26 protein-coding genes are annotated in these 25,371 nt (G+C 69.4%); 16 read left to right on the top strand and 10 right to left on the bottom strand.

Features of this window, described 5'->3' with window-relative positions; all coding sequences use genetic code 11:
- Positions 1-147: 147 nt before the first annotated feature.
- From ACIRON_RS03430 to ACIRON_RS03420, 3 genes are read left to right on the top strand one after another with little or no spacing between them, the layout of a single operon-like run.
- Complete coding sequence (locus ACIRON_RS03430) at positions 148-678, top strand: sigma-70 family RNA polymerase sigma factor (protein WP_402988987.1); 531 nt, start codon at positions 148-150, stop codon at positions 676-678.
- Positions 679-706: 28 nt separating this feature from the next.
- A complete protein-coding gene (locus tag ACIRON_RS03425) occupies positions 707-850 on the top strand; it encodes a hypothetical protein (protein WP_402988984.1) in 144 nt (47 codons plus the stop codon).
- Between the two features lies 1 nt (position 851).
- Positions 852-1,178 (top strand): plasmid stabilization protein, encoded by a 327-nt coding sequence (locus ACIRON_RS03420; protein ID WP_378730072.1) that lies wholly within the window; start codon positions 852-854, stop codon positions 1,176-1,178.
- A gap of 166 nt (positions 1,179-1,344) precedes the next feature.
- On the opposite strand, the gene ACIRON_RS03415 is transcribed toward ACIRON_RS03420, so the two are convergent.
- The 3 genes from ACIRON_RS03415 to ACIRON_RS03405 are packed head-to-tail and all read right to left on the bottom strand — an operon-like array spanning position 1,345 to position 2,689.
- Positions 1,345-1,614, bottom strand: a complete 270-nt coding sequence (locus ACIRON_RS03415) for a hypothetical protein (RefSeq protein WP_402988980.1) — start codon at positions 1,612-1,614, stop codon at positions 1,345-1,347.
- A complete protein-coding gene (locus ACIRON_RS03410; RefSeq protein WP_402988977.1) occupies positions 1,611-1,835 on the bottom strand; it encodes a hypothetical protein in 225 nt (74 codons plus the stop codon). The genes ACIRON_RS03415 and ACIRON_RS03410 overlap by 4 nt, the downstream gene beginning before the upstream one ends.
- 59 nt (positions 1,836-1,894) lie before the next feature.
- Positions 1,895-2,689 carry a sigma-70 family RNA polymerase sigma factor gene (locus tag ACIRON_RS03405; RefSeq protein ID WP_402988974.1) on the bottom strand — a complete coding sequence of 265 codons (795 nt, stop codon included), beginning with the start codon at positions 2,687-2,689 and terminating at the stop codon, positions 1,895-1,897.
- 162 nt (positions 2,690-2,851) lie between these two features.
- On the opposite strand from ACIRON_RS03405, the gene ACIRON_RS03400 reads away from it, so the two are divergent.
- From ACIRON_RS03400 to ACIRON_RS03390, 3 genes are all read left to right on the top strand, one after another.
- A complete protein-coding gene (locus ACIRON_RS03400) occupies positions 2,852-3,814 on the top strand; it encodes a glycosyltransferase (RefSeq protein WP_402988971.1) in 963 nt (320 codons plus the stop codon).
- 103 nt (positions 3,815-3,917) lie between these two features.
- Positions 3,918-4,061 carry a GPGG-motif small membrane protein gene (locus tag ACIRON_RS03395; protein ID WP_402988968.1) on the top strand — a complete coding sequence of 48 codons (144 nt, stop codon included), beginning with the start codon at positions 3,918-3,920 and terminating at the stop codon, positions 4,059-4,061.
- 83 nt (positions 4,062-4,144) lie between these two features.
- Positions 4,145-4,393 carry a hypothetical protein gene (locus ACIRON_RS03390; RefSeq protein WP_402988965.1) on the top strand — a complete coding sequence of 83 codons (249 nt, stop codon included), beginning with the start codon at positions 4,145-4,147 and terminating at the stop codon, positions 4,391-4,393.
- A gap of 23 nt (positions 4,394-4,416) precedes the next feature.
- Here ACIRON_RS03390 and ACIRON_RS03385 read toward each other — a convergent pair whose 3' ends face one another.
- A complete protein-coding gene (locus ACIRON_RS03385) occupies positions 4,417-5,049 on the bottom strand; it encodes a MerR family transcriptional regulator (protein WP_402988962.1) in 633 nt (210 codons plus the stop codon).
- An 88-nt stretch (positions 5,050-5,137) separates the two neighbouring features.
- On the opposite strand from ACIRON_RS03385, the gene ACIRON_RS03380 reads away from it, so the two are divergent.
- Positions 5,138-5,686, top strand: a complete 549-nt coding sequence (locus tag ACIRON_RS03380; RefSeq protein ID WP_402988959.1) for a DUF4188 domain-containing protein — start codon at positions 5,138-5,140, stop codon at positions 5,684-5,686.
- 3 nt (positions 5,687-5,689) lie between these two features.
- Here ACIRON_RS03380 and ACIRON_RS03375 read toward each other — a convergent pair whose 3' ends face one another.
- The 4 genes from ACIRON_RS03375 to ACIRON_RS03360 form a co-directional block, all read right to left on the bottom strand.
- Positions 5,690-7,408, bottom strand: a complete 1,719-nt coding sequence (locus ACIRON_RS03375) for an MFS transporter (protein WP_402988956.1) — start codon at positions 7,406-7,408, stop codon at positions 5,690-5,692.
- Positions 7,405-8,127, bottom strand: a complete 723-nt coding sequence (locus ACIRON_RS03370; protein ID WP_402988953.1) for an LppX_LprAFG lipoprotein — start codon at positions 8,125-8,127, stop codon at positions 7,405-7,407. The genes ACIRON_RS03375 and ACIRON_RS03370 overlap by 4 nt, the downstream gene beginning before the upstream one ends.
- Positions 8,128-8,188: 61 nt before the next feature.
- Positions 8,189-9,382 (bottom strand): MBL fold metallo-hydrolase, encoded by a 1,194-nt coding sequence (locus ACIRON_RS03365; protein ID WP_402988950.1) that lies wholly within the window; start codon positions 9,380-9,382, stop codon positions 8,189-8,191.
- Positions 9,383-9,400: 18 nt separating this feature from the next.
- Positions 9,401-10,594 carry an MFS transporter gene (locus tag ACIRON_RS03360; RefSeq protein WP_402988948.1) on the bottom strand — a complete coding sequence of 398 codons (1,194 nt, stop codon included), beginning with the start codon at positions 10,592-10,594 and terminating at the stop codon, positions 9,401-9,403.
- 191 nt (positions 10,595-10,785) lie between these two features.
- Here ACIRON_RS03360 and ACIRON_RS03355 point away from each other — a divergent pair, with 191 nt between their 5' ends.
- The 3 genes from ACIRON_RS03355 (at position 10,786) to ACIRON_RS03345 (ending at position 13,780) form a co-directional block, all read left to right on the top strand.
- Positions 10,786-11,514 carry an IclR family transcriptional regulator gene (locus ACIRON_RS03355; RefSeq protein ID WP_402988945.1) on the top strand — a complete coding sequence of 243 codons (729 nt, stop codon included), beginning with the start codon at positions 10,786-10,788 and terminating at the stop codon, positions 11,512-11,514.
- A gap of 70 nt (positions 11,515-11,584) precedes the next feature.
- Positions 11,585-12,565: a PDR/VanB family oxidoreductase gene (locus tag ACIRON_RS03350; RefSeq protein ID WP_402988942.1), complete on the top strand. Its 981-nt coding sequence runs from the start codon at positions 11,585-11,587 to the stop codon at positions 12,563-12,565.
- A 15-nt stretch (positions 12,566-12,580) separates the two neighbouring features.
- Complete coding sequence (locus ACIRON_RS03345; RefSeq protein WP_402988939.1) at positions 12,581-13,780, top strand: cytochrome P450; 1,200 nt, start codon at positions 12,581-12,583, stop codon at positions 13,778-13,780.
- A gap of 13 nt (positions 13,781-13,793) precedes the next feature.
- On the opposite strand, the gene ACIRON_RS03340 is transcribed toward ACIRON_RS03345, so the two are convergent.
- Positions 13,794-14,849 (bottom strand): LacI family DNA-binding transcriptional regulator, encoded by a 1,056-nt coding sequence (locus tag ACIRON_RS03340; RefSeq protein ID WP_402988937.1) that lies wholly within the window; start codon positions 14,847-14,849, stop codon positions 13,794-13,796.
- A 263-nt stretch (positions 14,850-15,112) separates the two neighbouring features.
- On the opposite strand from ACIRON_RS03340, the gene ACIRON_RS03335 reads away from it, so the two are divergent.
- The 5 genes from ACIRON_RS03335 (at position 15,113) to ACIRON_RS03315 (ending at position 23,191) form a co-directional block, all read left to right on the top strand.
- Positions 15,113-16,417 (top strand): ABC transporter substrate-binding protein, encoded by a 1,305-nt coding sequence (locus ACIRON_RS03335; protein ID WP_402988934.1) that lies wholly within the window; start codon positions 15,113-15,115, stop codon positions 16,415-16,417.
- A gap of 99 nt (positions 16,418-16,516) precedes the next feature.
- Complete coding sequence (locus ACIRON_RS03330) at positions 16,517-17,401, top strand: carbohydrate ABC transporter permease (protein ID WP_402988931.1); 885 nt, start codon at positions 16,517-16,519, stop codon at positions 17,399-17,401.
- A gap of 1 nt (position 17,402) precedes the next feature.
- The gene (locus tag ACIRON_RS03325; RefSeq protein ID WP_402988928.1) at positions 17,403-18,266 is read left to right on the top strand and encodes a carbohydrate ABC transporter permease; all 864 of its coding nucleotides are present in this window, start codon (positions 17,403-17,405) and stop codon (positions 18,264-18,266) included.
- Between the two features lies 1 nt (position 18,267).
- Entirely contained in the window at positions 18,268-20,967 is a 2,700-nt protein-coding gene (locus ACIRON_RS03320) for a family 78 glycoside hydrolase catalytic domain (protein WP_402988925.1), read from the top strand.
- On the top strand, positions 20,951-23,191 hold the full coding sequence (locus tag ACIRON_RS03315; RefSeq protein ID WP_402988922.1) for a glycoside hydrolase family 3 C-terminal domain-containing protein: 2,241 nt from the start codon (positions 20,951-20,953) through the stop codon (positions 23,189-23,191). Before ACIRON_RS03320 ends, ACIRON_RS03315 begins: the two co-directional genes overlap by 17 nt.
- On the opposite strand, the gene ACIRON_RS03310 is transcribed toward ACIRON_RS03315, so the two are convergent.
- Positions 23,164-24,105, bottom strand: coding sequence for a LysR family transcriptional regulator (locus tag ACIRON_RS03310; protein WP_402988919.1), 942 nt, complete (start codon positions 24,103-24,105; stop codon positions 23,164-23,166). The two genes, ACIRON_RS03315 and ACIRON_RS03310, sit on opposite strands and share 28 nt — an antisense overlap.
- A 115-nt stretch (positions 24,106-24,220) precedes the next feature.
- Here ACIRON_RS03310 and ACIRON_RS03305 point away from each other — a divergent pair, with 115 nt between their 5' ends.
- On the top strand, positions 24,221-25,348 hold the full coding sequence (locus ACIRON_RS03305) for an FAD-dependent monooxygenase (RefSeq protein WP_402988917.1): 1,128 nt from the start codon (positions 24,221-24,223) through the stop codon (positions 25,346-25,348).
- The last annotated feature ends 23 nt before the right edge of the window (positions 25,349-25,371 follow it).

Here is a 25,371-nt window from a genome sequence, read left to right as displayed (position 1 = left end):
ACTGTCGGTGCCGCGGTCTCGGCACTGACCCGGGGCCGCGGTTCTAACCCTCAGGGGTGAGTGTGCTGTGGGGGCTGAGCTCACCCCTGGGGGCCATTTCTCCCCTGAGCGTGGAGATCTGGCTGGTCCGCGCTACAGACTCGAACCATGGACAGGACACCGGAAGCATCGCCGCTCGCTCCCTCTCAGCAGGAGGATCTTGTCGTACGCCACCTCCCGGTGGCACGCTCGCTGGCCGCCCGCTACTCGGGCCGCGGTGTCGAGGCCGACGACCTTCGCCAGGCCGCCCGCATGGGGATGGTGAAGGCCGCCCGCCGCTACGACCCCGCCCAGGGCGCGTTCTTGAGCTATGCCGTACCGATGGCCAAGGGCGAGATGCGTCGCTGCTTCCGCGACCTCGCTCGCTGCGCACCCCCGCAGCGGGTGGACGACGGGTGGGAGTCGCTCGTCGAGCAGTCCGGCGAGGCCGACCCCGGCTTCGCCCGCGCCGAGGCGCGGGTCCTGGTGGGGGAGGCGATCGGCGATCTCTGTGAGAGAGACCTGACGATCCTGCAGCTGCGCTTCGTCGACGGCCTGACCCAGGCCGAGGTCGGCGAGAAGATCGGTGCCACCCAGGCGCAGGTCTCCCGCGCTCTGGCCCGGATCATCCGCAGCATGCGGGTCGCCGTCGCCGCGTAACCGGTGCATGCGGTGGGTACCGGAAGGTATGACTACCCAAGCCGCCATCTTCACCGTGATCGGGGTGATCGTCGTGCTGGTCGGCGTCGCCGCCTGGCTCTACGACGCCCGCCGCAACAAGCGCGTCGCCGATGACGAGGAGCGCTTCGACCAGCCGAGAGGGAGGAGCTGAGATGCCGCAGCGTGCCTGGAGCAAGAAGCGAGAACGACAGTACGAGCACATCAAGGAAGGTCTGCTCGAGCGCGGTGAGAACGAGGACACCGCCGAGGAGATCGCGGCTCGTACGGTGAACAAGGAGCGCGCCCGCGGGGGAGAGTCCCGCGAACGCAGCCGCACCTCGACCAAGGACATCTCCTCAGGCCGCCGCGGTGGCTTACGCAGTCACCGCGGCTCGGGCGGGCGAACCAAGGCCCAGCTGTACGAGGAGGCCAAGGACAAGAACGTCAAGGGGCGTTCGAAGATGAACAAGGCTGAGCTCGAGAAGGCCGTGGGGCGCTAGTTTCTGCGCTGGTTCCCCGTGCGAATGGGGCGGGGGGCCCCCCCCCCGCCGGGGGGGGGGGGGCGCGCGGGGGGGGGGGGGGGGGGGGGGGGGGGGGGCGGGGGGGGGGGGCCCCCCCCCCCCCCCCCCGGGGGGGCCCCCCCCGCCCCATTCTCTGTCTGCGGAATCAGGGATGCGGACGAGAGACGTACGCGGTCGAGGTGCGGTCGATGACGTCGTCGCCGGTCTCCGGGGGCTGCGTGGTGACGGCGCGGTGGTCGCCGGCCCGTGCGAACGGGATCGCCTCGGTCATCATGCCGATCCGCTCACGGGCCAGGCCAACGGTCACGCCCGCTCCGCCGCGTACCTTCTCCAGGGTCTCGCGGGGGTAGCGGCCGACGAGGTAGCCGGCCACGCCACCCAGCGCGAAGGTCAAGAGGTTCCGTTTGGTCCTCACTTCTTCTTGCCTCCCTTGATCCGTCGCAGCACGGCGTCGGTGCCCTTCTTGCGGATGACGGTGGTGGCGACGGCCATCACGATCGGGACCGCGAACGCGGCGACGGCCGCGATCCGCTTGCCCCAGGACGACTCCTGCCACTTGGTCTTGGGTGTCGTGCCGTTCCACAGCGAGCGCTGGGCGGTGTCGGTGCGTTCGCCGGTGATCGTTGAGTACGTCATGCCAGATCTCCTTGTGTCGGGGTCGGCTCTTCTCGTCCCGTACCCGTCGAGGGTGCAGGTCATGCGGCGATTTCTACGCCTTCGAGCTGCCCACGCAGCTCGTCGATGACCCGGGTCAGGATCCGGGAGACCTGGGTCTGGGTGACTCCGATGGCCTCGCCGATCTCAGCCTGGCTGCGGTCCTCGACGAAGCGCAGCCTCACCACGAGCTGGTCTCGCGGGCACAGCGTGTGGATCGCCTGCTCCAGTGCCAGTCGGGTCTCACAGTCGGCCATCCCGCCGTCGATGCCGGGCAGCATGTCGCCGATGGTCGCTCCGGCCGAGGACGTGGCCTCTCCGGGGCGCAGCGGGGCGTCCAGCGAGGACGGGGTGAAGCAGCCTCGGGCGTCGAGCGCCTCGCGCACCTTCTGTTCCGGTACGTGGGCGATCTCGGCCAGCTCGGAGGTGGGCAGGGTGCCTCGCTCCGAACCGATCCGCAGCAGTGTGCTCTGCAGCTCCTGGATGGGGCGCGGCGGCCGCACCGTCCAGCCGTGGTCGCGGAACCAGCGCTTCACCTCACCGCGGATCGTCGGCACGGCATAGGTGAGGAAATCGTCGGCGCGATCGGGATGGAAGCTCTTCGCGGCCCGGACCAGGGCGGTGTACGCCACCTGCTCGAGGTCGGCACGGGGGATGCCTCGGCCGGTGTAGCGATGGGCGATCGAGCGGGCGACCGCGGCGTTGAGCAGGATCACCTCCTCGAGGATCCGGTCCTGCTCCTCTCCTTCGGCGCTGTGTGCCTTCGCCAACAGCTCCGAGGTCAGACGCTGTCGCTCGGCTCGGGGTAGGTCTGTCTCGAAAGTTGTCGTCGTCATGTGTAGGTAGTGCCGGAATCGACCCTCTCCCAACGGCTCAGGCGTGATTTTCACCCTCGTGGGTGGGCGACTTCGGCATCGCGACCCACCCCTTGGGGTGAGCGGGAGAAGACTTGTCCTGTCGCACAGCATCACCGGAGGCCCTCCGGGGCACCGGGAGGAATGAGAATCCTGATCTGGCACGTGCGCGGGGCCTGGACGACGGCGTTCGTGCACGGTCGCCATGACTACCTCCTCCCCGCCGGCCCCGACCGCGGCCCCGACGGGCAGGGGCGCTCCGGCATCTGCGAGTGGCCGGCGGCGGCCCGCCAGGTGGCCATCGAGGAGCTTGCCGACGAGGAGGTCGACGTCGTCGTCCTGCAGCGGCCGCACGAGGTCGAGCTGGCCGAGAAGTGGCTCGGCGGACGCCGTCCGGGGCGTGACGTACCCGCGGTCTACCTGGAGCACGACACCCCGGCCGGCGGGATCCCCGACACCCCTCACCCGATGGCGGGTGGTGGTGTCCCGATCGTGCACGTGACCGGATTCAACGACCTCGTCTGGGACTGCGCCGGCACCCCGACCATCGTGATCGAGCACGGCATCGTCGACCCGGGCCGGCGCTACACCGGCGACATCGAGCGCGCCGGGATGGTCGTCAACGATCCGGTACGCCGCGGCCGCTCGGTCGGCGCCGACCTCCTCCCGGCGCTCGCCGCGGGCGTCGGTGCCGACGTGTTCGGCGTGCGTGTCGAGCAGCTGCCCGCCCACCGTGGCCTGCGGACGTACGAGAGCCCGACCCAGCCCGACCTGCACGACCACCTTCCGCGGCGTCGCGTCTACGTCCACCTCAACCGCTGGACGTCGCTGGGCATCTCCCTGATCGAGGCGATGCACCTCGGCATGCCGGTCGTCGCCCTGGCCACGGCCGAGACGCCGCTCGCCGTGCCGCACGAGGCCGGTTACGTCACGACCCGACGCGACGAGATCGTCCCGGCCGTACGCCATCTGATGAAGGATCCCGACGTCGCCGAGGAGGCCGGGCTGATCGGGCGCCGGCACGCGAGGAGACGCTACGGCCTGGACCGGTTCCTCGATGAGTGGGACGACGTGCTCCGCACGGTCGTCGCGGGGACCGCACCGTGATCCCGGAGGATCCCGGACGAGCTCAGCGCATCTCGGAGGTTTGAACTCGCGCCTGATGGGTACCGAGAGCAGGAACAACTACACACACCGAGGTGAGATCCATATGGCATTAATTCTCTGGCTGATCGCGGCAGTCCTGGTCATCGGCGGCATCCTGGCGCTGATTCGAGGTCAAATCCTGTGGGGAGCGGTCCTCATCGTGGTCGGCCTGCTGGTCGGCCCCGGTGGGGTGAGCATCTTCACCTAGACACCATGCGGCCCGGGCCTTCGAGGCCCGGGCCGCATGGCGTCCGGGTGAAGTCCGGTACGAAGCGAAGGAAGGATCGAACCATGGGTAAGTGCGTCACGTGCGGCAACGACTACGAGGAGAGCTTCGAGGTGACGACGGCCTCGGGCGAGCATCATGTCTTCGACTCGATCGAGTGCGCCGTGTCGGTGATCGCGCCCGTGTGCGTCAACTGCGGCAGCCGCATCCTCGGGCACGGGGTGCAGAACGAGGAGCACATGTTCTGCTGTGCCCACTGCGCTCACTCGTTCGGCGTGACGGGCGTGCGCGACCGGGTCACCAGCGGCTCCTGAGCGCGTACGCCCCGCCGGATCGCTCAGCGGCGCCCGGCGAACCGCAGAGCGCTGTGGTGTTCGTGGGCCAGCCGGCGCAGGCAGAGCAGGAACTCCCCGAGAACGACCTGCCCCAGGACCATCTGCTCCATCATCGCCTCGCGGTCCTGGGTGTCGTCGATCTGAGCGAGCTCGTAGGCAGCGATCGCGTCCACGAGGGGGAGGTAGGTCGCCGCGCCCTCGGGGTCGGTGGGTAGTCCGCTGTCCAGGATGACCTTGATGATGCCGGCCAGGTGGTCGCGCTCGGGGGCGTCGGGCCGCACCTTCGTCCATCCCGCCTGGTCGACGATCTGGTCGGCGAGGTGTCGCGTGTGGTCGTCGCGAACCCCGGGGATGGTCGTCTCGGTGCGGAGCGCGTCGCAGGCCTCACCGAACATGTCGTGCACCGACGCGCTCCGGTCCTGGGTCGCGTCGACGAGGGCCTTGAGCGCTCCGACGGGGACGGCGCCGACATCGCGCAGGACGCGGAGCAGGCGTAGGCGGCGTACGTGCTTGTCGTCGTAGTCGGCCAAGCGCTCGGAGAGCTTTCTGCCGGGGGAGAGGAGACCCTCGCGGAGGTAGTACTTGATGGTCGCGACGCTCACGCCGGTCGAGTCGGCGAGCTCGGAGATCCGCATCGTTCCTCCGTGGACTGGTTGACAGCAGTGCTGGATAGGAGCACTATCCTAGACTAGATACTATCGCTATCCAGTCAGGGGGACGGGAATGTCGAAGATCGCCCGGGCCTATCGGGAGGCCCCGAAGAACGTGCCGGACGGCGTCACGCCCGGGCACAGCGTCGCCGATGTCGGAACGGACGAGGTCGTCGTGTTCCTGATCGGTATGCACATCCACCGCTGGCACAAGGTGCGCAGCTGGTTCCCGACGTTCGTCGCGATGCCGCGGATGCTCGCCGAGCTCGCCAAGAACTCCGACCTGGGCCTGCTCTCGGCGCGGAGCTACTGGTCGGGACGGTCGCTGCTGACGGTGCAGTACTGGCGCAGCGTCGAGGACCTCGGCCGGTTCGCCAAGGACCCGGCGCTCTCGCACGCCCCGGCGTGGGCCGCCTTCAACCGGCGAGCGGCGTCCACCGGCGACATCGGGATCTGGCACGAGACCTACCGGGTCCCCGCCGACCAGGTCGAGACGCTCTACGGCAACATGCCCGCCTTCGGCCTCGGGGCGGCGCTCGGCGTCGTCGAGCGGTCCGCCGGCCGGCGCAACAAGACCCACGAGCGGATGGGATCCACCCGCCCGGAGTACGTGGAGACGTGACCCCTACAGCGCGGTGACGGTCGCGCTCGGCGACAGTGCGCGGGTCGGAGCGCCCCGCAGCAGCACCACCGAGAGCAGCGCGGCGATCCCGGCGCAGACCGCGGCGCCGGCGAAGACGGTGTGCTCCTGGGCGATGGCGGCGCCGATGAGCAGGTCCTGATACTCCTCGCAAATGCCGCCTCCGGTGCACACCGACGACAGCGAGGGCAGGTCGGCCTGGGCGGCGTAGTAGCTGCGCAGGCCGATCGTGGTCAGCGCCGAGATGCCGACCAGCATGCCGACCATGCGGGCCACGACGGTGAAGGAGGTGGTCAGGCCGTGCATCGACTGCTCGGTCGTGGCCAGGATCGCCGCGTTGACCGGCGCCAGGGCGAGTCCGAAGCCGAGGCCGCCTGCGACGAGCACGACGGTCGCCGACAGCGAGCGCAGCGCGTCGGCGTCCCAGCGGGCCATGAGCACGAAGGCCACCGCGGCCAGCAGCATCCCGCCGCCCGCGATCACCCCCGCCGGCAGCCGCCGGGTGAGGAAGCCGCCCGCGACGGCGCCCACCGGTAGCGCGACCAGGAACTCCAGCAGCACCAGCGCGGCCTTCAGCTGGCTGTCGCCGTAGATCGTGGTGCGGGCGAAGAGCGGCACGTCGATCAGCGCCGCCACCAGCGCGGCACCGACGAAGAACGAGATCAGCACCGAGCCCCACGCCGGCGTCCGGGCGAACGCGCCGCGGGGCACGATCGGGTCCTGCGCCCGGCGCAGGTGGAAGACGAAGCCGAGCAGCGCCAGCCCGCCGGCGACCAGGTACCAGGTGCCCTGCTCGGAGAAGACCGCCACCTCGGGGTCGGCGGTCGCGAAGGCCAGGATCACCCCGGCCAGGGCGAAGGAGAGCAGCAGCGCCCCGAGGAGGTCGACCTCCTCGGCGATCCGGCCGAGCACACGGCGTACGCCCGGCCGCAGGCCGCACTTCACCAGGAACCCGAGGGTGGCGATGATCGTGACCAGGCCCAGCGGGGTCAGCCAGCGGGTCGACCCGGCCGCGGGCACGTAGAGCGCGCCCCAGGTCAGGTCCTGGACCAGGGCCGTCGGCTCGATCGCCAGCAGCACGAACGCCGCGCCGGCCACGAGCAACAACAGCAGTGCGATCACGTCAGGTCGTCGTGGGCGGTCCGGCGCGGCGTCCGAGCGGCCCAGACGCCGGATCGCCACCGCCAGGACGAGGCCGACCACGAGGTTGAGCGCGAAGATCGCGCGCCAGTCCGCGACGGCGAGCACGGCCGCACCGACGAGCGGCCCGAGCACCGAGCCGAGCTCCTGGACCGCCGAGACCAGCCCGAGCGGAACCCCACGACGCTCAGCGGGGTACAGCGCCGCGACCAGCGCGAGGGTCGCCGGCACGAGCGCGCCACCGCCGAGGCCTTGGAAGAACCGGCCGACCACCATCGCGGCCAGGTCCCACGACAGCGCCGTCAGGAACGAGCCGAACGCGAAGACGACCAGCCCGCCGACGAGCACCGGCAGGTGCCCGAGGAGGTCGGCGAGGCGTCCGATCAGCGGCAGCACCGCCACATAGCCCAGCAGGAACCCCGAGATCAGCGGGGCGGCCCGTTGCAGCTCCTCGATCGAGAGCCCGACACCCGCCATCATGTCCGGCAGCGCCAGCACCACCACGTAGGTGTCCGCGGCGGCGAACGCCACCGCGATCGCAGCGAGCCAGAGGACTGCCCTCACGGCTTGGTGATCTCCTTCTCGACGCCGTACTCGGTCACGTCGATCGTGTAGGAGTACGCCGCCTCGCCCTCACCGCTGAAGTTGCCGGTGATGGTCGCCTCGGTGAGCTCGTCGGAGTCGTTGATGATGTAGGTGACGTCGAAGTCGCCGGTCGCGCCGGCGAGGATCTTCTGGACCGCGGTGTCCGGGAGCGTGCCGGTGTAGGTCGAGAGGATCTCGTCGTTGTCGGCGCCGCCGCGCACCGACTTGCCGATCTTCACGTCCTCGGTCGCGGCGAGCAGCGAGGAGATGCCGGTCTTCGGCGCGATCAGCGCGGCCGGGTCGGGGACGCCGTAGTCGGCCGGGTCGAGCTCCTGGAACGCGGTCGTGAACGGCAGCTTGGCGTAGACGACGCCGTCGACCGAGACCACCTCGACCTGCGCCTCCGCGCCCATCACCGGCACCGTCAGCTTGCCCTCGAACGCGGGCTCGCGGGTCAGCGTCCCGGTCGCCGCCTTCAGCGTCGTGATGCCCTCGGGAAGGTCGTCGGAGGCGATCGAGAAGTTGATCCCGCTCGTCTCGTCGAGGTTCTTCTGTGCCGCGGCGAGCACCTGCTGCGGCGTACGTCCCTTGGCCGGGTCCTCGTCACCGCAGGAGGTGAGCACCAACGTGGCGGCGAGGAGGGCGACGAGACCGAACACGAGGCGCGGCAGGGTCCGTCCCAGAATCGAGCTGAGCATGCGGGTCAGGATGCCACGTCCCGCAACCCTGTGGGTGGTGAGGTCGCCCCGCCGCGCCGGGTCAGCCGCTCCGGCGCCCGCGGCCGACGGGGATCACCATCAGGTCCTCACCGACGACGAGCTCTCCCGAGAAGCCCCGCTGGGCCTTGCGCCAGCGTGAGGTGGGGTTGTTGCCGGGGACCAGATGGGAGAGGGCGAGGGTGCCGACACCGGCCGGCTCGGCGACGTCGCGGCCGACCTGCTCGATGGTGGTGTGCGACTCCAGCAGGTGCTTGCGGAGCGCTTCGGCGGTCTCGGGCGGAAGGGCCGCGGTGAGCCGATCGACGAACTCGGGATCGATCACCTCGTGGACCAGGACGTCGGCGCCGCGCGCCAGATCGATGAGGTTCTGGCTCACGCAGGTGTCTCCGGAGACCACGACCGACCCGTCCGGGGTGTCGAAGCGATAGCCGTACGCCGGCGCGGTGGGGTGGTGATCGACGAGCGTCGCCGTCACGGTGACCTCGCCGTCCTGCCAGACCTCGATCGGGGCCTCGAGCCGCGGCGGGACGCCTTCGGGGTCGATCCTCCACAGCGCCGAGTGGTCGATGTCGTGGACCTCGAAGAGCGTGTCCGGGTCGGGGAAGTTGCTGTCCCGCAGCCGGTCGTTGAAGTCCTGGGCGAACGCGTTGCGCAGATGACCGGTCATCGAGGAGATCCCGGGCATCGGCTCGTCCGGGTTGACGACGGCGGGTGCCGGACGAGTGGGTGGGAAGACCCGGCTGAGCGTGTCGCGCCGAGCCGGACCGAAGACCTGGATCGGCCCGCCGGAGCGCTCGACGATGTTCATCGACCCGATGGCGTACGTCGTGGGCCAGTCCACCGTGTGGTCGCTGTGCAGGTGGGTGAAGAAGATGCCGCGCACCCAGGAGAGCGCCGACCCGAGGCCGGTGTCCGGGGAGAGGCCGCTCTGCTGCAGCCGGCCGAAGGCGCCGACCCCGAGGTCGACGACGTAGACCTGGTCCTCGAACGCGATCGCGGTCGAGACCCCGTGCCGGCCGCCGTCGATCACGGCCGGCCCGCCCGATGTGCCGAGCAGCACGACGCGGGTCCGGGCCTTCGAGCGGCGCTCGGTCGCGGGTGCCGCGGTCGCCGCCGGCGCACCCAGGGCAGTCGCGGTCACCGCTCCGACGGCTCCGAGGCCGATCATCGACAGCAGTCGGCGCCGGTCGGTCGAGGGGATCGAGGCGACGGCTTCGTTGAGGACATGACACATCTGGATCGGCTCCTTGGATCAGGCGGTGACGGCTACGTCACGGGTGAGGACGCGGCGGATGAGGAGGGCGAGGACGACGGCGATGGCGCCGACGAGGGCGACGGCGGCGCCGAGGCCACCGAGCGCGCCGGTGAAGGCGACGACGAGCAGGGGGCAGACGAACTCGCCGAGAAAGAGTGCGGCGGTCCACAGCCCGGTGCCACGGCCGCGCTGTTCGAAGCTGAGCCCGGACTGCGCCCAGACGAGCAGGGTGGGCAGCATCAGGCCTGTGCCGGCCGAGGCGATGACCGCGCCGAGCACGATGACCGGCACCCAGGACGTGGCGCCGAGCACGACCAGGCCGGTCCCGGCCAGACCGAAGGCGATGGGCAGCAGCGTGGCGGTGCCGCGGCGGGAGACCCGGCCGAAGGCGTACGCACCACCGGCCGTGGCCAGCGAGGCGAGCGCGGTGAACGCGCCGATGGTGGGGACGGCGGTGATCCCGGCCGCGTCGAGCATGTAGGGGAGCTCCACGATCGGGGTGTAGAAGACGATGCCACCGACGACCGTGACCGCGCACGGCAGCGCGAGGGCGCGGGTGGGCAGCGGCGGGAGCGGGGTGTGCTCCTCGGTCGTGGCGCTCTCGCCGGCGGGCTGCCAGATGAGGGCCGCCGCGAGGACGAGGAAGACCAGGCTGGAGGCGTAGAGCCAGAACGGGGTGCGCCAGTCCTGGGCGCCCAGCGCACCGCCGAGGGCGAAGAACACCGTGGCCGACAGCGAGGCGAACACGGTCTGCATGCCGAGCCAGCGGTCGCGCTCGGTGCCGGAGAAGTAGTCGGAGATCAGCGTGGTGCAGCAGGTCATGATCGCCGCCTCGGCGACGCCGACCCCCGCCCGGCTGAGCACGATCGCGCCCAGTCCGTCCAGCCACAGCGGCGCGGTGCCGAACACGGCGTAGACGACCAGGCCCGCGAGCAGCAGTCGCTTGCGGCCGAACCGGTCCACGATGCGCCCTGCGAACGGTGCCAGCAGCGCGATCATCAGGGCCGGCACGGTCAGTGAGAGGGGCACCAGCGCGACCGCGGCACCGCTGTCGCCGAAATGGTCCTGCATGCGGGGGAGGACAGGAGCGAGCAGGACGGCGCCGAGGATCGGCAGACAGCTCATGAACATCAGCAGGATGCCTTGTGGGCGTCCTGCCTGCCGGACAGGCGCGGAGGCAGCGATGGACAACGGGGTCTCCCAAGGTCAGTCCGAGATCATGTGATGGCGGTCACAGGAATCGTGGGTGACCACGGAGGTATCGCGGAAGCCAAAACTGCTTCTGCTGGGTATCAGGTCGATTGATACCCGAACTCGTGCCCGGTGCGTCGGGGGTGCCGCACAATGGCGCCATGGCCAGGTCCGCGTCAGGAGAGTCGCTCGTGGAGCGCGTGGTGCGGGTCTTCGAGGCGTTCGACCCGGAGACCCCGTCGTTGTCGGTGGGCGAACTCGCGGCCAGGGCGAACCTGCCGGGTTCGACGGCCTCGCGGCTCGTGGACCAGCTGGTGACGTACGGGCTGCTGCGTCGCGACGCCCAGCGTCGGGTCCGCATCGGCGTGCGGATGTGGGAGCTCGCGGCCCGCGCCTCGCCGACGCAGGCACTGCGAGAGGTCGCGATGCCATTCATGGAGGACGTGCAGGCCATCGTGGGCCATCACACTCAGCTCGGGCTGCGTGAGGGGCATGAGGTGCTGTTCGTCGAGCGGATCTCGGCTCGGGGCGCGGTCGCCAACATCACCAAGGTTGCCGGGCGGCTTCCGCTGCATGCCTCCTCCGGCGGACTGGTCCTACTGGCGCACAGCCCGCCGGCTGTGCTGGAAGCGGTACTGAACGGCCCGCTGCGCGCGTACACCGATGCCACGATCACCGACCCGGTCATGTTGCGGCGGGTACTCGCTGACGTCCGGCAGCAGGAGTTCGCGCTCGGTGCCGGATACATCGATCCGGCGGCAACGGGCGTGGCGGTGCCTATCCGCGACCCGCGCGGGAGGGTGGTTGCCGCGCTCAGCATCGTGGTCCCCAATGACCACCAGGCGATCGCCGGCGTAGGCATCCTGCGCACGGCGGCACGGGGTCTGGAACGCACGCTGCGCGGTCCTGCCAGGAGCTGATCTCGCACCCTCACCCATTCAATGGGCGAGGGGTCGTGACGAAAGTCACAGGCGGAGCATCCTCGCTGCCATGTCACTGTCTCGCCTCGCGTCAGCTCCACCGAACGACGCCGTCGGCAAGGTCCGCCTCCAAGTCACCCGGAAACGGCTGCTTGCAGAGGGCGTGTGCGGCCTCGAGCTGACATCTCCTGAATGCGCCCGGCTGCCCGACTGGACGCCCGGCTCCCACATCGACCTGAGTCTCGGCAACGGCCTGACGCGGCAGTACTCGCTGTGCGGGGACCGCTGGGATCCCTACACCTACCAGGTCGCGGTCCTGCGGGAGTTCGAGAGCCGGGGCGGCTCGGCGTACATCCATGACGAGCTCACCGAGGGTGACCTCGTCGACATCGCCGGTCCCCGGAACAACTTTCCGCTCGCGCCCGCCGATGGCTATCTGTTCGTCGCCGGAGGGATCGGCATCACGCCGCTGCTGCCGATGCTCGAGCAGGCAGACCTGCTCGGCACGCCATGGCGCCTGCTGTACGGCGGGCGCCGCCGGTCCTCGATGGCGTTCCTCGATCGGCTGGCCGCCTGGGGCGACCGCGTCGAGGTGTGTCCACAGGACGAATCGGGGCTGCTCGACCTGGCTGCGGTCACCGCACAACCACCAGGTACCAAGGTCTACTGCTGTGGACCGGGGCCGCTCCTCGACGCGGCGCGGTCGACTGCCGCCGGCCTGCCGGCCGGCCACCTGCGTACAGAGCGCTTCGTCGCCGGTGTCGTCCCGCCGCCGGTGCGCTCGACCGCATTCGACGTCGAGCTCGCCCGGTCCGGGGTCACCGTCACCGTGCCGCCGGGTGCCAGTGTCTTGGACGCCCTGGCTGGAGCCGGGGTGCCTGTCCTCGCCTCGTGCCGGCAAGGCGTGTGCGGGACCTGCGAGACCGACGTGCTCGCCGGCGTGCCCGACCACCGTGACTCCCTGCTCGACGAGGAGGAACGCCGGCGCGGTGACTGCTTCTACCCCTGTGTCTCGCGTGCCGCCAGCGACCGGCTCGTCATCGACGCCTGAACCCAGGAGGAAACCATGACCACCACCACTGCCGCTGTGCCGGGCAGCCCGGCCGACCCGTTCGGCGACGAGATCCTCGCCGACCCGCACCCCTTCCATCAGCGGCTCCGCGACGCCGGCTCGGTGGTCCGTCTCGATCGCTACGACGTCTACGCAATGGGTCGTTACGAGGAGGTGCACGGCGCACTGGTCGACTGGCAACGGTTCGAGTCAGGCGCAGGGGTCGGGCTGAGCAACTTCCGTGTCGAAGAGCCCTGGCGCCCGCCGAGCCTGCTGCTGGAGACGGACCCGCCTCGTCATGATGCGCCGCGGCACGTCCTGACGCCGATCCTGGCGCCTCGTGCGTTGCGATCGCTGCGCGAGCGCTGGAGCCGGGTTGCCGAAGAGCTCGTCGACGACCTGGTCGAGCGCGGAACCGTCGACGCGGTCACCGATCTGGCCGAGGCGTTCCCGCTGCGGGTGTTCCCTGATGCAGTCGGGATCTCGGAGGAAGGGCGCGAGCACCTGCTCCCGTACGGCGACCACCTCTTCAACGCGTTCGGGCCGGACAACCATCTGGTCGAGGCGGGCAAGCCCGGGCTCCCGGACGCCGCCGGCTGGGTGAACGGGCAATGTGCCCGGGACGTACTGAGCCCGGACGGCTTCGGTGCCCGCATCTGGGCGGCCGCGGACCGAGGTGACATCACCTACGATCAGGCCCCGCTCATCGTCCGCTCGCTGCTCTCGGCGGGTGTCGACACGACCGTCCACGCCTTGGCCGCGGTCATCGAGGGCTTTCTCAGCGACCCTGCCCAGTGGGACCTCCTGCGTCGCGAGCCCGGCCGCGCCCGAGTGGCGTTCGACGAGGCGATCAGGTGGACCAGCCCGGTCCAGACCTTCTTCCGCACTGCCACCACCGATGTACCTCTCGGAGACGTCGTCATCCCGGCCGGGCAGAAGATCCTGATGTTCCTCGGCGCGGCCAACCGCGACCCGCGCCGTTGGTCGGAGCCCGACCGGTTCGACCTGACGCGTGACCCATCCGGCCACGTCGGCTTCGGCATGGGCCTGCACCAGTGCGTCGGTCAGCACGTCGCCCGGCTCGAGGCCGAATGCGTACTCCACGCACTCGCTGCACGGGTTGCCGCGATCGAACCGGCCGGCGAGCCGGCGCGACACCTCAACAACACGCTGCGAGCCTGGGCCTCCCTACCCGTACGCCTCGTGGCGGCTTGAATGCCCGCCATGCTCAGGCAGTCCGGACGGTGCTCTCCCGCACGACCAGGCTGGGATGCAGGACCTTCGCGCGGTGGCTGTGCGCCGAGGCACCGCGGTCGGTCTCGACCTCCTCTGCGACCATCTCGGCGCCTAGCCGGCCCATCTCCTCCCCGGGCTGAGCGATCGTCGTGATCGGCACTGGACTGTCCCAGGCCGCCTGGTTGTTGTCGTACCCGACGATCGCCACGTCCTCAGGCACACGGATGCCACGGGACGTGAGGGCTTGCAGGAGCCCCGCTGCGAGCAGGTCGCTGGCGGCGAAGACGGCGTCCGGTCTGTCGGCTGGCGTGCGGTCGACCAGGTCCGCCCCGACCTGCCAACCGTCGGCGCGGTTGACCCTTCGCGGTCGGATCACCTCGCTCGTGACGCCGACCCCCTCAACTGCCCGCCGGAAGCCGAGTTCGCGGTCGTGGACTGGTGTCAACTCGTCCGGTCCACCGACGAAGGCCAGACGTCTGCGGCCCAGATCGATCAAATGCTGCGCTGCGAGGTACCCGCCGTGCTCGTTGTCCACCGAGACCGAGCAGAAGTGACCCGGGTCGGCGCGGTAGTTCAGCATCACGATCGGTGTCGTCGGGGGGACGACCTTCGCGATCGCGGTGTAGTGACTGGCGTCGTTGAGCGTGATCATCATGCCGGCGACGCGACTCTGCGCGAACATCTGCAGGTAGCGCTGTTCGCGCTCGAGCTCGCTGTTGGTGTTCGCGAGCAGGAGGCCGGCTCCGGTCTGGGCGACTGCGGTCTCCGCGCCGCGGGCGATGTCGATGAAGAGCGAGTTGCTCAGGTCCGAGAGCACCAGACCGACCGAGCTGGAGGCTCCGACAGCGAGAGACCGGGCGATCTGGTTTGGCACGTAGCCGAGCATCGCCATGGCACGCTCGACCTTTCCCCGGGTGGCGGCAGAGACCCGCTCCGGATGGTTCAGGACGTTGGAGACCGTGCCTTGGGCGACGCCCGCGAGCGCGGCGACATCACCGATCCCGGCCTGGGCCCTGCGGGGCGGCCGGGTTCCTTCGAGCGCGCTCATGGTTCGGGCTTCCTCTTTCGTTCCGGGTCAGCACGAAGCATACGACTCCCAGCCACGGGGTCCTCGCAACCAGATGATGCGCTTCAACCCGCCAAGGCGGCAACCGCATCGGCGGCCACGTCAGACGCGGTATTCGCGTGGTGGATGGGACCTATGCGTCTTCATAAACCTTGCCGGATGCCCTTGCGTGTGACCACGGGCACACTCTACGGTCGCGAATTGAAGCGCTTCAATTCGCGGCGCAAACACAGAAAGGATGCGTGATGAACGCACGCGCAACAGCACGTCGTCGGGCTCCGATGGCCCTCGCGACCGCGGCCGTGGGAGCGCTCGTGCTCGCCGGTTGTTCGAGCGGCTCGGACGGTGGTGACGAGAAGGGCTCGAGCTTCGAGTACCTCTCGCTTGCCGAGAACACCGCGATCAAGGACACCTTCACGGCGTTGGGCAAGGGCTCCTGCGCTGACGAGGAGGCGCAGGCCCCGCTGAAGGTGACCACGCAACCGCAGGCCAGCTACGACCAGCAGGCACAGCTGCTGGCAGGGCAGGGTGCCCTCCCGACGATCTTCTCGGGTGGCAACAGCCCCCAGGTCGTGCAGCAGATGAACGACGCCGGACAGCTGGTGAAGATCGGTGACGAGCTCGAGGACCTCGACAAGTCCGACGCGATCCTCCCGGGCGCGCAGTCGACCATCGAGGCCATCTACGACGGCGAGCAGGTCGTGCTGCCGACCGAGTTCAACATCGAGGGCATCTGGTACAACAAGAAGCTCTTCACCGACAACGGCATCAAGATCCCTGCCACCTGGGACGACCTGAACGCCGCCGCGGACAAGCTCGAGAGCGCCGGCGTCACGCCGTTCGCGGCCGCAGGCAAGGACGGCTGGCCGGTAACCCGGCTGGTCGGCAACTACCTCTACCGCACGCTGGGGCCCGACGCGATGCAGAAGGTCGCCGACGGCGAGGCGAAGCTCACCGACGCCGATTACGTCGCCGCCGCCCAGGCGGTCGCGGACCTCGGCAAACAGGGCTACTTCGGCGAGTCGGTCGGGTCCATCGACTACACCACCGCCCTCAACCAGTTCCTCACCGGCAAGGCCGGGATGTACTACATGGGCAGCTGGGCGCTGGCGAACTTCAACGACCCCAAGCAGAACCAGATCGGCGAAGCCAACATCGGGTTCATGCCCTTCCCCGAGGTCTCGGGCGGTGCCGGATCATCGAGCCAGCTCGCCGCCAACGTCGGTACGCCGCTGGCGATGTCCGAGCAGAGGCTCGATGACGGCGCCCAAGCATGGCTCGGATGCATCGCGGACAACTACGGCGCCGAGTCCCTCAAGGACCAGGGCGTGCTGTCCGGGTTCAAGGTCAACGGCGATGTCGGCGATCTCCCGCCGTTGACCCGGCTCGTGCAGGAGCAGGCGGAGAGCAGCGACGAGACCGTCCTGTGGTTCGAGGCCCTCTTCGACCCGAAGGCCACCACCACCAGCCAGACCAACGCGCAGCGCCTGGTCACCGGCGACATGAGCCCGGAGGAGTTCATGGCCTCCGTCCAGGGTGACCTCGGCTGATCCCGAGACGACTCCCGTGTGGGTGCTGGACACATGACCCGGCACCCACACACTCGCCCTGCCAGACCCGCTTCAGCGTCTAGAGAACCCAGGAACCAGATGAACCGCATACTCGGAGACCGACGCATCGTCGCGCTCCTGCTCGGACCGGCGCTGCTCGTCTACAGCGCCGTGATGCTCTTGCCCGTCGTGTGGTCGTTCGGCTACACCCTCTTCGAGGGCAACGCCATCAGCGGCTTCGAATACGTCGGGCTCGCCAACCTGCGCGAGCTTTTCAGCGACCCCGACGTACGCGATGCGCTCTGGTTCACCGTCCGGTTCGCGGTCGTGCTGACGGTCGTCCAGGTGGCCGTCGGCTACGGGCTCGCATTGCTCTACGTCTTCCTTCTGCGCAGGGCATCCAGCCTGGTGCGTACGCTGGTGTTCTTCCCGGTGGTCCTGCCGACTGTCGCTGTCGCGCTGCTGTTCCAGCAGTTGTTCGAGTCGGCCCCTCGGATGGGGCCGGTCAACCAGCTCCTCGACCTCGTCGGGCTCTCGCCGGTGGACTGGTTCGCGTCCGGCGGCACATCCTTCGTGGTCATCGTCCTCATGGAGGCATGGCGATCCATGGGCTTCTACGCTGTTCTCCTCTATGCCGGTCTCGTCGACATCCCCGACGAGCTGCTCGAGTCGGGGCGGATCGACGGAGCGCACGGCCTGCGGCTGGTGCGTCACATCGTCCTGCCCCTGAGCACGCCGGTCCTGCTCTCCTCCGTCATCTTCAGCATCAATGGGACCCTGAAGGTCTTCGACTCGGTGCTCGCGCTGACTCAAGGCGGACCGGGGAACACGACGACCCCGTTGACGCTGTACATGTACCAGACCTCGTTCACCTACGGGCAGTACGGATTCGGCAGCGCGATCGCGCTCCTGCTCTCAGCGCTCTGCCTGATCGTCACCTTGGCGATCTTCCGATCCGCTCGCCGCGACCGTACGGAGGCATGAGATGACCAGCGCCCTACCCCCGCGTCCCAGGCACAAGCTCAGCGTCGGCAAGGTCGCGACCTGGCTCCTCGTCGCCGGCCTGCTGGTCGTTGTCGTCTACCCGCTCGTCTGGCTGGTGCTCGGTTCGTTGAAGACCCAGGACGAGTTCCTCAACAACTCCGTCTTCGCCCTACCGGAGAGCTGGACCAACTTCGAGAACTACCGGGCCGCCTGGGTCGAGGGCCACCTCGGTGTCTACATGCGCAACAGTGCGCTGGCTGTCTTCCCAGCGCTGTTCCTCACCATCGTCCTCGGCGTCGCGGCCGGGTTCGCGCTCGAGGTCATGGTCTGGAAGGGCCGGGGGCCGGTGCTGCTGCTGTTCCTGGCCGGCATCATGGTCCCTGGGCAGATGATCCTGCTGCCGCTGTTCACGATCTACTTCAAGATCGGTTTCACCGGGTCGTTGTGGCCGCTGATCATCACGTACACGGCGATCGGACTTCCGTTGACCGTGTTCATGATGGCCACATTCTTCCGTTCCGTGCCGCGTGAGATCTTCGAGGCGGCGACCCTGGACGGCGCCGGCATGCTGCGACAGTTCGTCTCGATCGGTGTCCCGCTGGTCAAGAACGCCATCTTCACCGTCGCCCTCGTTCAGTTCTTCTTCATCTGGAACGACCTGCTGATCGCACTGACCTTCACCAACCGTGACGAGTTGCGCACCATCCAGGTAGGTCTCCTGAACTTCACCGGGCAGTTCGGCCAGGTGCAGTACGGCCCCACGTTCGCGGCCATCTCGATCAACGTCCTGGCCACGCTCGCGCTCTATCTCTTCCTGAACCAGCGCGTCATGAAGGGCCTCACGGCCGGGGCGGTGAAGGGCTGAGATGGCATACGTCACCGACTTACGGGTCGAGCACCTGGACGACCCGATCGGCATCAGTGACCCCTGCCCGCGGCTGAGCTGGCGCATCGTCGAGGCCGAGCCAGGAGCGGTCCAGGTCGCCTACGAAGTCGAGCACACCGGGGACGGTCTGGCGCCCCACCGGGCCAAGATCTCGTCCGGGCGCTCGCAGCTGGTCGAGTGGACCTCGTCTCCGCTGCGGCCCAGGCAGCGTGTCAACATACGTGTCCGGGTCTGGCTCGAGGGCAAGGACGAGCCGACCGGATGGTCCGAGGACGTCACGATCGAGCAGGGGCTGCCGGCGGACGGGTGGAGTGCGGAGTTCGCCTCCCCGTCGCTCGAGGCGCCGACGGACGGTCCGCGGCCGGCGTACCTGCTCCGCGCCGAGTTCGACCTGCCCTCGAACGCCACCCGGGTGCGGGCGTACGCCACGGCCAGAGGGGTTTACGACCTGCTCGTCAATGGGGGCGAGATCGAGAGGGAGGTGCTGGCGCCGGGGTGGACCTCCTACAACCACCGGCTGGTCTACCGCACCTACGTCCTCGACGGTCTTGTCGAACCCGGCCGCAACGTGATCGGCGCCTGGCTCGCCGACGGATGGTTCCGGGGCAGGCTGGGCTTCAACGGCGGCCGGTGGAACGTCTACGGCGCCGACGTCAGCCTGCTCCTTCAACTCGAAGTGACCACGGCGGACGGAACAGTCGTGAACGTGCCCCTGACCTGGAGATGGACCCTGGCGCCGATAACGGCGACCGGGCTGTACGAAGGGGAGACCCACGACCAGCGCCGCGCGGTCGCCGGCTGGGCGACGGCAGGCTTCGACGACTCGGCGTGGTCTGTCACCACATCCGTTCCTCGTCCTCCGGCGGTTCGGCTCGTCACCCCCTCGGCGCCTCCCGTCCGCGTCATCGAGAGGCTGCGACCCGTCACCGTCGAACGGCTTCCGGGCGGCCGCGTACGCCTGGACTTCGGACAGAACATCTCCGGAAAGCTCCAGGTGACGGCCTCCGCTCCGACGGGTCACATCATCGAGCTGCATCATGCGGAGGTTCTCGAGGACGGCGAGCTGGCCACCCGTCCGCTGCGGTCGGCCACGTCCGTCGACACCTACGTCTTCGCCGGGGTTGCTTCGGAGACCTGGACCCCACGGTTCTCGATTCACGGGTTCCGCTACGCCGAGATCGTCGGCTGGCCCGAGGACCAGGACCCTGCAGCGGCGGTCGAGGCGCTCGTCGTCCATTCCGACATGACCCGCCGCGGGTGGTTCGCGTCCTCGCACGAGCTGCTGGACCGATTCCACGACAACGTCGTGTGGAGCATGCGCGACAACTTCGTGGGCCTGCCCACCGACTGTCCGCAGCGCGACGAACGTCTCGGATGGACCGGCGACATCCAGGTCTTCGCCCCGGCGGCGGCCTTCCTGTACGACGCTACCGGCTTCCTCAGCAACTGGCTCGACGACCTTCGCGCGGAGCAGATCGAGCACGGGACCGTACGCAACTTCCACCCCTGGTTGGACTGCGGCTTTCCGGCCGATCCGTCGGCCGGGTGGGGAGATGCGGCCGTCATCGTCCCGTGGGTGCTCTACGAACGCAGCGGCGACACCGCCATCCTCCAGCGGTATCTACCGGCGATGACCGACTGGGTCGACCAGGTCGATCGGCTCACCGGCGGCACAGGCCTGTGGAACAGCGGCTTCCAGCTGGGTGACTGGCTCGACCCGCACGCGCCGCCGGAGCGACCTGGGGAATCGGCCACCGATCCCTACCTCGTCGCCACCGCGTATCACGCCCACACGGCACGACTGGTCGCGCGTTCGGCCCAGATCCTCGGAGAGGATCGCCTGGCGGAGCGATACGACGCGATCGCCGACCGGGCCACGCAGGCCTTTCAGCACGAGTTCCTCGCTCCTTCCGGCCGCGTCGTCAGCGACACGGTCACCGCACTGGCCATTGCGATCGTGTTCGACCTGTTGGCGAGCGAGTCACAGCGCCGCGACGCCGGGCTGCGTCTTGCGGCACTGGTCGAGCGGGGTGACAACCTCATCCGAACAGGATTCATCGGTACGCCCCTGGTGTGCGACGCCCTGGCCAGCACCGGAAACATCGACACCGCCTATCACCTGCTCCTCCAGGAACGGTGCCCGTCATGGCTGTACCCAGTCACGATGGGCGCCACCACGGTCTGGGAACGCTGGGACAGCATGCTGCCGGACGGCACAGTGAACCCTGGCGAGATGACCTCGTTCAACCATTACGCACTCGGTGCGGTGGTCGACTTCATGCACCGCACCGTCGCCGGTCTCGCGCCTGGCGAGCCCGGGTACGCGTCGGTGCGCGTCGCGCCGCAGCCGGGAGGTGGGCTTCGCTACGCCCGAGCTCACCACGACTCGCCGTTCGGCAGGATCGCGACGTCCTGGACCCGCACGGGCGACCGTTTCGACCTCCAGGTCACCGTGCCACCGGGAGTCCGGGCCCAGGTCACCCTGCCGTCGGGGGAGGGACCGTTCAGCGTCGGCTCGGGAAGCCATGACCTCAGCTGCTCCTTCCGCCGGCCCGAAGACGACCCGAAGCCGGCGCGGGCCTGGAACATCCACAACCCCGACGAACGCCGCGAGATGGAAGCCGTACTGGCGCTACAAGCCGACGAAGCACCGGGAGGATCGCATGACCACGCAGGATGACCTCTCGCTCGTCGAGGCCGCAACGCTGCTGAGCGGCGCGGACATGGTCTCGACCCAAGCGATCGCGGAGCACGGGATCGCGTCCGTGAGGATGTCGGACGGCCCGCACGGGCTCGCGATGAACCTCCCGGACTGGACGGGCAAGGTCCGCGCCACCTGCTTCCCGTCCGCAACCGCCCTCGCGGCCACCTGGGACACCCCGCTGGTCGGTCGGGTCGCGGCAGCCATCGGCGCCGAGGCCAGGGCGAACGGTGCCGCGGTGCTCCTGGGGCCGGGGCTGAACATCAAGAGGTCCCCTCTCGGCGGGCGAGGCTTCGAGTACTACTCCGAGGACCCGGTCCTGGCCGGCCACATCGGCGCCGCCTTCGTCGAAGGCGTACAGAGCTCTGGGGTCGGCGCGTGCGTCAAGCACTACGCGGTCAACAGTCAGGAGACCGACCGGATGCGGGTGAGTGCGGAGGTGTCTGAGCGCGCTCTACGTGAGATCTACCTGTCCGCGTTCGAGTATGTTGTCCGCACCGCGCGCCCAGCCGCAGTGATGGCGTCCTACAACCGCGTCAACGGTGAGTACGTCACGCAGAGCCATCGGCTCCTGACGGAGACCCTGCGGGAGGAGTGGGGCTTCGATGGAGTCGTCATCTCCGACTGGGGCGCCGTCGAGGACCGCGTCCGAGCCCTCGCGGCTGGCCTCGACCTCGAGATGCCCGGCACCGGCACCGAGTCGCGCGACAAGATTCTCGCGGCTGTCAGCGTCGGTGACCTCGACGAGGCCCGCGTGCGGGCGAGCGCCCGGAGGATCTCAGACCTTGCTCGATCCTGGACCCCGTCCGAGGACGGTCGCAGTGTCCGCACGGCCGCCCATCACCGACTCTCCGTCGAGGCCGCCGCTGCTGCGATGGTGCTGCTCAGCAACGACGGCACGCTCCCGCTCGACGTCGATGGGGAAGAGCCGATTCTGGTCGTGGGCCCGGCTGCCCTGGAGCCGCGCATCCAGGGGGAAGGCAGCTCACGGGTCGGTGTCGGAGACCTGCAGGCGCCGTGGGCGGCCATCGAGGCGGCCACTGACCGGCCGGTGCGATACGAGCCGGGGTACGCCGGGGCCACCGGTGTCGAGGAGGATCTTGGCGCCCGGGTGGCCGAGGCGGCGGCCAACGCGCGCGACGTCGTCCTGTTCGTCGCCGGGGACGCCGAGTCGGAGGGATACGACCGCGCCTCCATCGACTTGGCGGACGAGCAGATCGAGCTCATCGACCAGCTGGTCGCGGCGAATCCTCGCACCGTCGTCGTCCTGAACAACGGAGGCGTGCTCGCGGGCGGGGACTGGGTGCAGCAGCCAGCCGCTCTGGTCGAGGCATGGTTGCCGGGAGAGGGCTATGCCGAGGCGGTGGCGGACGTCCTGTTCGGATGCGTGAATCCCGCCGCACGGATGCCTGAGACGATGCCGATCTCCATTGCCGACACTCCGGCGCATCTGGACTTCCCGGGGACGGGTGGGCGTACCTTCCACGGCGAGGGTGTCTTTGTCGGCTACCGCGGCTATGACCGAGCAGGACGTGAGGTCGCCTTTCCGTTCGGCCACGGGCTGAGCTACACGACGTTCGAGTACCGGCGGCTGACGGCCGCTCGGGTCGGCGACGACGTGCACGTGCGCTTCTCCCTCGCGAACACCGGGAAGCATGCCGGCGCCGAGGTATGGCAGGTCTATGCCGAACCCGCCTCTTCCTCGGTCCCCGTCCCGACCCGCGTGCTCTGCGGCTTCGGCAAGCAACATCTCGAGCCCGGTGATCAGGTCGTCATCGAGGTCACCGTGCCCTGGCGGGCATTCGCCCGGTGGGACGACCGACTCGACGGCTGGTGCGTCGACGGAGGAGAAGCGCAGATCGCGGTGGGCGCTTCCTCGCGTGATCTCCGTCAGTCGGTTCGTCTGCACGTCGATCATCGGAGTCCCGACAGCGCGCTGGCTGAAGGATCGACGCTACGCGAATGGCTGGATCATCCAGTACTTGGCCCGGCGCTGATCGAGGAGGCATCGACCGCGGACCCGAGTGGCGCGACCGTCGACTTCATCACCAACCCGGTCGTTCGCACGATGATCGGCGACATGCCGATCCGACGGCTCTTCGGCGACCCGACCAACGCGTTGTCCTCCGACATGCTGGCGGCCGCCGCGGTGACTGCCAGGTCGCCGGCCCCCACTCAAGAGCCCGAGGGTCGGTCCGGCTGATCCAATCGAGCCGCGGCCCGTGTCAGCATCTGGCGCAGCCAGGCGTGAGCCGGGTCGGCGCGATGGGACGGATGCCACCAGAACGCCTCCTTGAGCGGGACGACGTCCCAAGGACAGTCGAGGATGCGTACGCCGGCAGCCCCTGCCATCCGGGTGGCGAGCTGTCGCTGCAGCAGCGCGACGCGTGGGGTCCCGGCGACCAGGAACGGGACCGGGAGGAAGCTCTCGGTCACCACGTGGACGTCGGGTTCGACCCCGATCATGCTGAGCTGGCGTATGGCTGGGGTGAAGGCTGTGGGGGCGTGATGGGTGACGACCCAGGGCATCTCGGCGAGCTGCTCCATGGTGAGCTCGTCGCCGACGGTCTCGTTGTCGGCCGAGACGACCAGCACCCAGCCGTCGGTGTGCAGCTCGACCGCGGGTACGTCGTGGACGAAGCCGTGGGGGAGGACCATCCCGTCCACGTGTCGTAGCGACTCCGGTGCCTGGTCGACGTCGGCGTGGGTCTGGAGCTGGAACCGGAGGCGCACGCCGGGCGCCTCGCGGGCCAGCTCGGTGGCGAGGTGGTCGCCGAGGACGGTAGTGGAGTAGTCCGAGGCGACCACGGTGAACTCGCGGGTCGAGGTGGCCGGGTCGAAGCCGGGCTCGGCCTGGAAGACCCGGCGTACGCCGGCGAGGGCTGTCGTGGTGGTGCCGCGGAGCTGGGTGGCCAGGGGAGTGAGGTCGTAGTGGTTGCCGGTGCGGACGAGGAGCTCGTCGCCGAAGTGGCGCCTCAGGCGCCGGAGCGCGGCCGAGACCGCAGGCTGGCTCAGTCCGAGCCGCGTCGCCGCGCGGGTCACGTTGCGCTCCTCGAGCAGCGCGTCCAGCGAGAGCAGGAGGTTGAGGTCGAGATTGCGGAGCGGATCGGCGGCCATGCTCCGACTATAAACGTCGTGTATAGGCAGGATAGGTGATCGGCTCTTCCTGAATATGCTCGCGCGGGCGAGAGTGGTGGACGTCACTTCACCCCCGCACCCCCAGGGAGACCTCATGCCCGCCATCAGCTCGGTCCTCGTCATCGGAGCCGGAACCGCCGGGACCGCGACCGCGATCCTGCTCGCCGAGCGCGGCGTCTCGGTCGACCTCGTCGACGCCAAGCCGGATCTCTCCGCCCTCGGCTCCGGGATCACGTTGCAGGGCAACGCCCTGCGGGTGCTGCGCGACCTCGGCGTGTGGGAGCAGGTGCGGGCGGAGGGCTATGGCTACGACACCCTCGGGCTGCGCGCGCCGGACCCGGCCGGCACGCTGCTGGTCGAGCTCGAGGACCATCGCACCGGCGGGCCGGACCTGCCCGCGACCCTCGGGATGTATCGGCCGACCCTCGCCCGGATCCTCGTCGACCGGGCGGTCGCGGCCGGTGCCAAGGTGCGTTTCGGGGTCGCCCCGACGGCGCTCTCGTCGGACGAGACCGGTGTCGAGGTCACCTTTGCGGACGGGTCGCAGGGGCGCTACGACCTCGTCGTCGGCGCTGACGGGGTGCGGTCCTGGACCCGCCGGGCGATCGGCATCGACGTCGAGCCCGAGCCGGTGGGCATGGGCATCTGGCGTGCCTTCACTCGCCGACCGGCCGAGGTCACCCGCACCGACCTCGTCTACGGCGGACCGTCCTACATCGCCGGCTACTGCCCGACCTCGGAGGACAGCCTCTACGCCTACATCGTCGAGCCCGCCCAGGACCGGTCCGGGCTGTCGGCCGAGGAGGGGCTGTCGGTGATGCGCGAGCTCGCGGAGGCGTACCACGGGCCGTGGGACGAGATCCGCGCGTCCCTGACGGAGGCCGAGCGCGTGAACCACACCCACTTCGAGAGCCACGTCGTCGACGGCGCGTGGAACCGGGGTCGGGTCGTGGTCATCGGCGACGCCGCCCACAGCTGCCCGCCGACGCTGGCCCAGGGCGCCGCCCAGGCGCTCGAGGACGCTGCCGTGCTCGCCGAGGTGCTCACGGCGGCCGACGACCTGGATGCCGTCTGGCCCGCGTTCACCGAGCGTCGTCTGGCCCGCGCGAAGGCGGTCGTCGAGGCCTCGCTCCAGCTCTGCACCTGGCTGAAGGCGCGCGAGCGCGGTGACGTACCGGGCCTGATGGCCCGCGTCGCCGCCCTCGTCAGCGACCCGGCCTGACCCACCTACCTCATCAAGGAGAA

This window comes from Nocardioides sp. NPDC101246, from assembly GCF_044767415.1.
Classification (GTDB): domain Bacteria; phylum Actinomycetota; class Actinomycetes; order Propionibacteriales; family Nocardioidaceae; genus Nocardioides.
This window is presented reverse-complemented; position numbering and strand designations above follow the sequence as displayed.

Coding starts and splice junctions, on each gene's coding strand:
- ACIRON_RS03430 (WP_402988987.1), top strand. CDS start 148: ATGGACAGGACACCGGAAGCATCGCCGCTCGCTCCCTCTCAGCAGGAG.
- ACIRON_RS03425 (WP_402988984.1), top strand. CDS start 707: ATGACTACCCAAGCCGCCATCTTCACCGTGATCGGGGTGATCGTCGTG.
- ACIRON_RS03420 (WP_378730072.1), top strand. CDS start 852: ATGCCGCAGCGTGCCTGGAGCAAGAAGCGAGAACGACAGTACGAGCAC.
- ACIRON_RS03410 (WP_402988977.1), bottom strand. CDS start 1,835: ATGACGTACTCAACGATCACCGGCGAACGCACCGACACCGCCCAGCGC.
- ACIRON_RS03405 (WP_402988974.1), bottom strand. CDS start 2,689: ATGACGACGACAACTTTCGAGACAGACCTACCCCGAGCCGAGCGACAG.
- ACIRON_RS03400 (WP_402988971.1), top strand. CDS start 2,852: ATGAGAATCCTGATCTGGCACGTGCGCGGGGCCTGGACGACGGCGTTC.
- ACIRON_RS03395 (WP_402988968.1), top strand. CDS start 3,918: ATGGCATTAATTCTCTGGCTGATCGCGGCAGTCCTGGTCATCGGCGGC.
- ACIRON_RS03390 (WP_402988965.1), top strand. CDS start 4,145: ATGGGTAAGTGCGTCACGTGCGGCAACGACTACGAGGAGAGCTTCGAG.
- ACIRON_RS03385 (WP_402988962.1), bottom strand. CDS start 5,049: ATGCGGATCTCCGAGCTCGCCGACTCGACCGGCGTGAGCGTCGCGACC.
- ACIRON_RS03380 (WP_402988959.1), top strand. CDS start 5,138: ATGTCGAAGATCGCCCGGGCCTATCGGGAGGCCCCGAAGAACGTGCCG.
- ACIRON_RS03370 (WP_402988953.1), bottom strand. CDS start 8,127: ATGCTCAGCTCGATTCTGGGACGGACCCTGCCGCGCCTCGTGTTCGGT.
- ACIRON_RS03365 (WP_402988950.1), bottom strand. CDS start 9,382: ATGTGTCATGTCCTCAACGAAGCCGTCGCCTCGATCCCCTCGACCGAC.
- ACIRON_RS03350 (WP_402988942.1), top strand. CDS start 11,585: ATGTCACTGTCTCGCCTCGCGTCAGCTCCACCGAACGACGCCGTCGGC.
- ACIRON_RS03345 (WP_402988939.1), top strand. CDS start 12,581: ATGACCACCACCACTGCCGCTGTGCCGGGCAGCCCGGCCGACCCGTTC.
- ACIRON_RS03340 (WP_402988937.1), bottom strand. CDS start 14,849: ATGAGCGCGCTCGAAGGAACCCGGCCGCCCCGCAGGGCCCAGGCCGGG.
- ACIRON_RS03335 (WP_402988934.1), top strand. CDS start 15,113: ATGAACGCACGCGCAACAGCACGTCGTCGGGCTCCGATGGCCCTCGCG.
- ACIRON_RS03330 (WP_402988931.1), top strand. CDS start 16,517: ATGAACCGCATACTCGGAGACCGACGCATCGTCGCGCTCCTGCTCGGA.
- ACIRON_RS03325 (WP_402988928.1), top strand. CDS start 17,403: ATGACCAGCGCCCTACCCCCGCGTCCCAGGCACAAGCTCAGCGTCGGC.
- ACIRON_RS03320 (WP_402988925.1), top strand. CDS start 18,268: ATGGCATACGTCACCGACTTACGGGTCGAGCACCTGGACGACCCGATC.
- ACIRON_RS03315 (WP_402988922.1), top strand. CDS start 20,951: ATGACCACGCAGGATGACCTCTCGCTCGTCGAGGCCGCAACGCTGCTG.
- ACIRON_RS03310 (WP_402988919.1), bottom strand. CDS start 24,105: ATGGCCGCCGATCCGCTCCGCAATCTCGACCTCAACCTCCTGCTCTCG.
- ACIRON_RS03305 (WP_402988917.1), top strand. CDS start 24,221: ATGCCCGCCATCAGCTCGGTCCTCGTCATCGGAGCCGGAACCGCCGGG.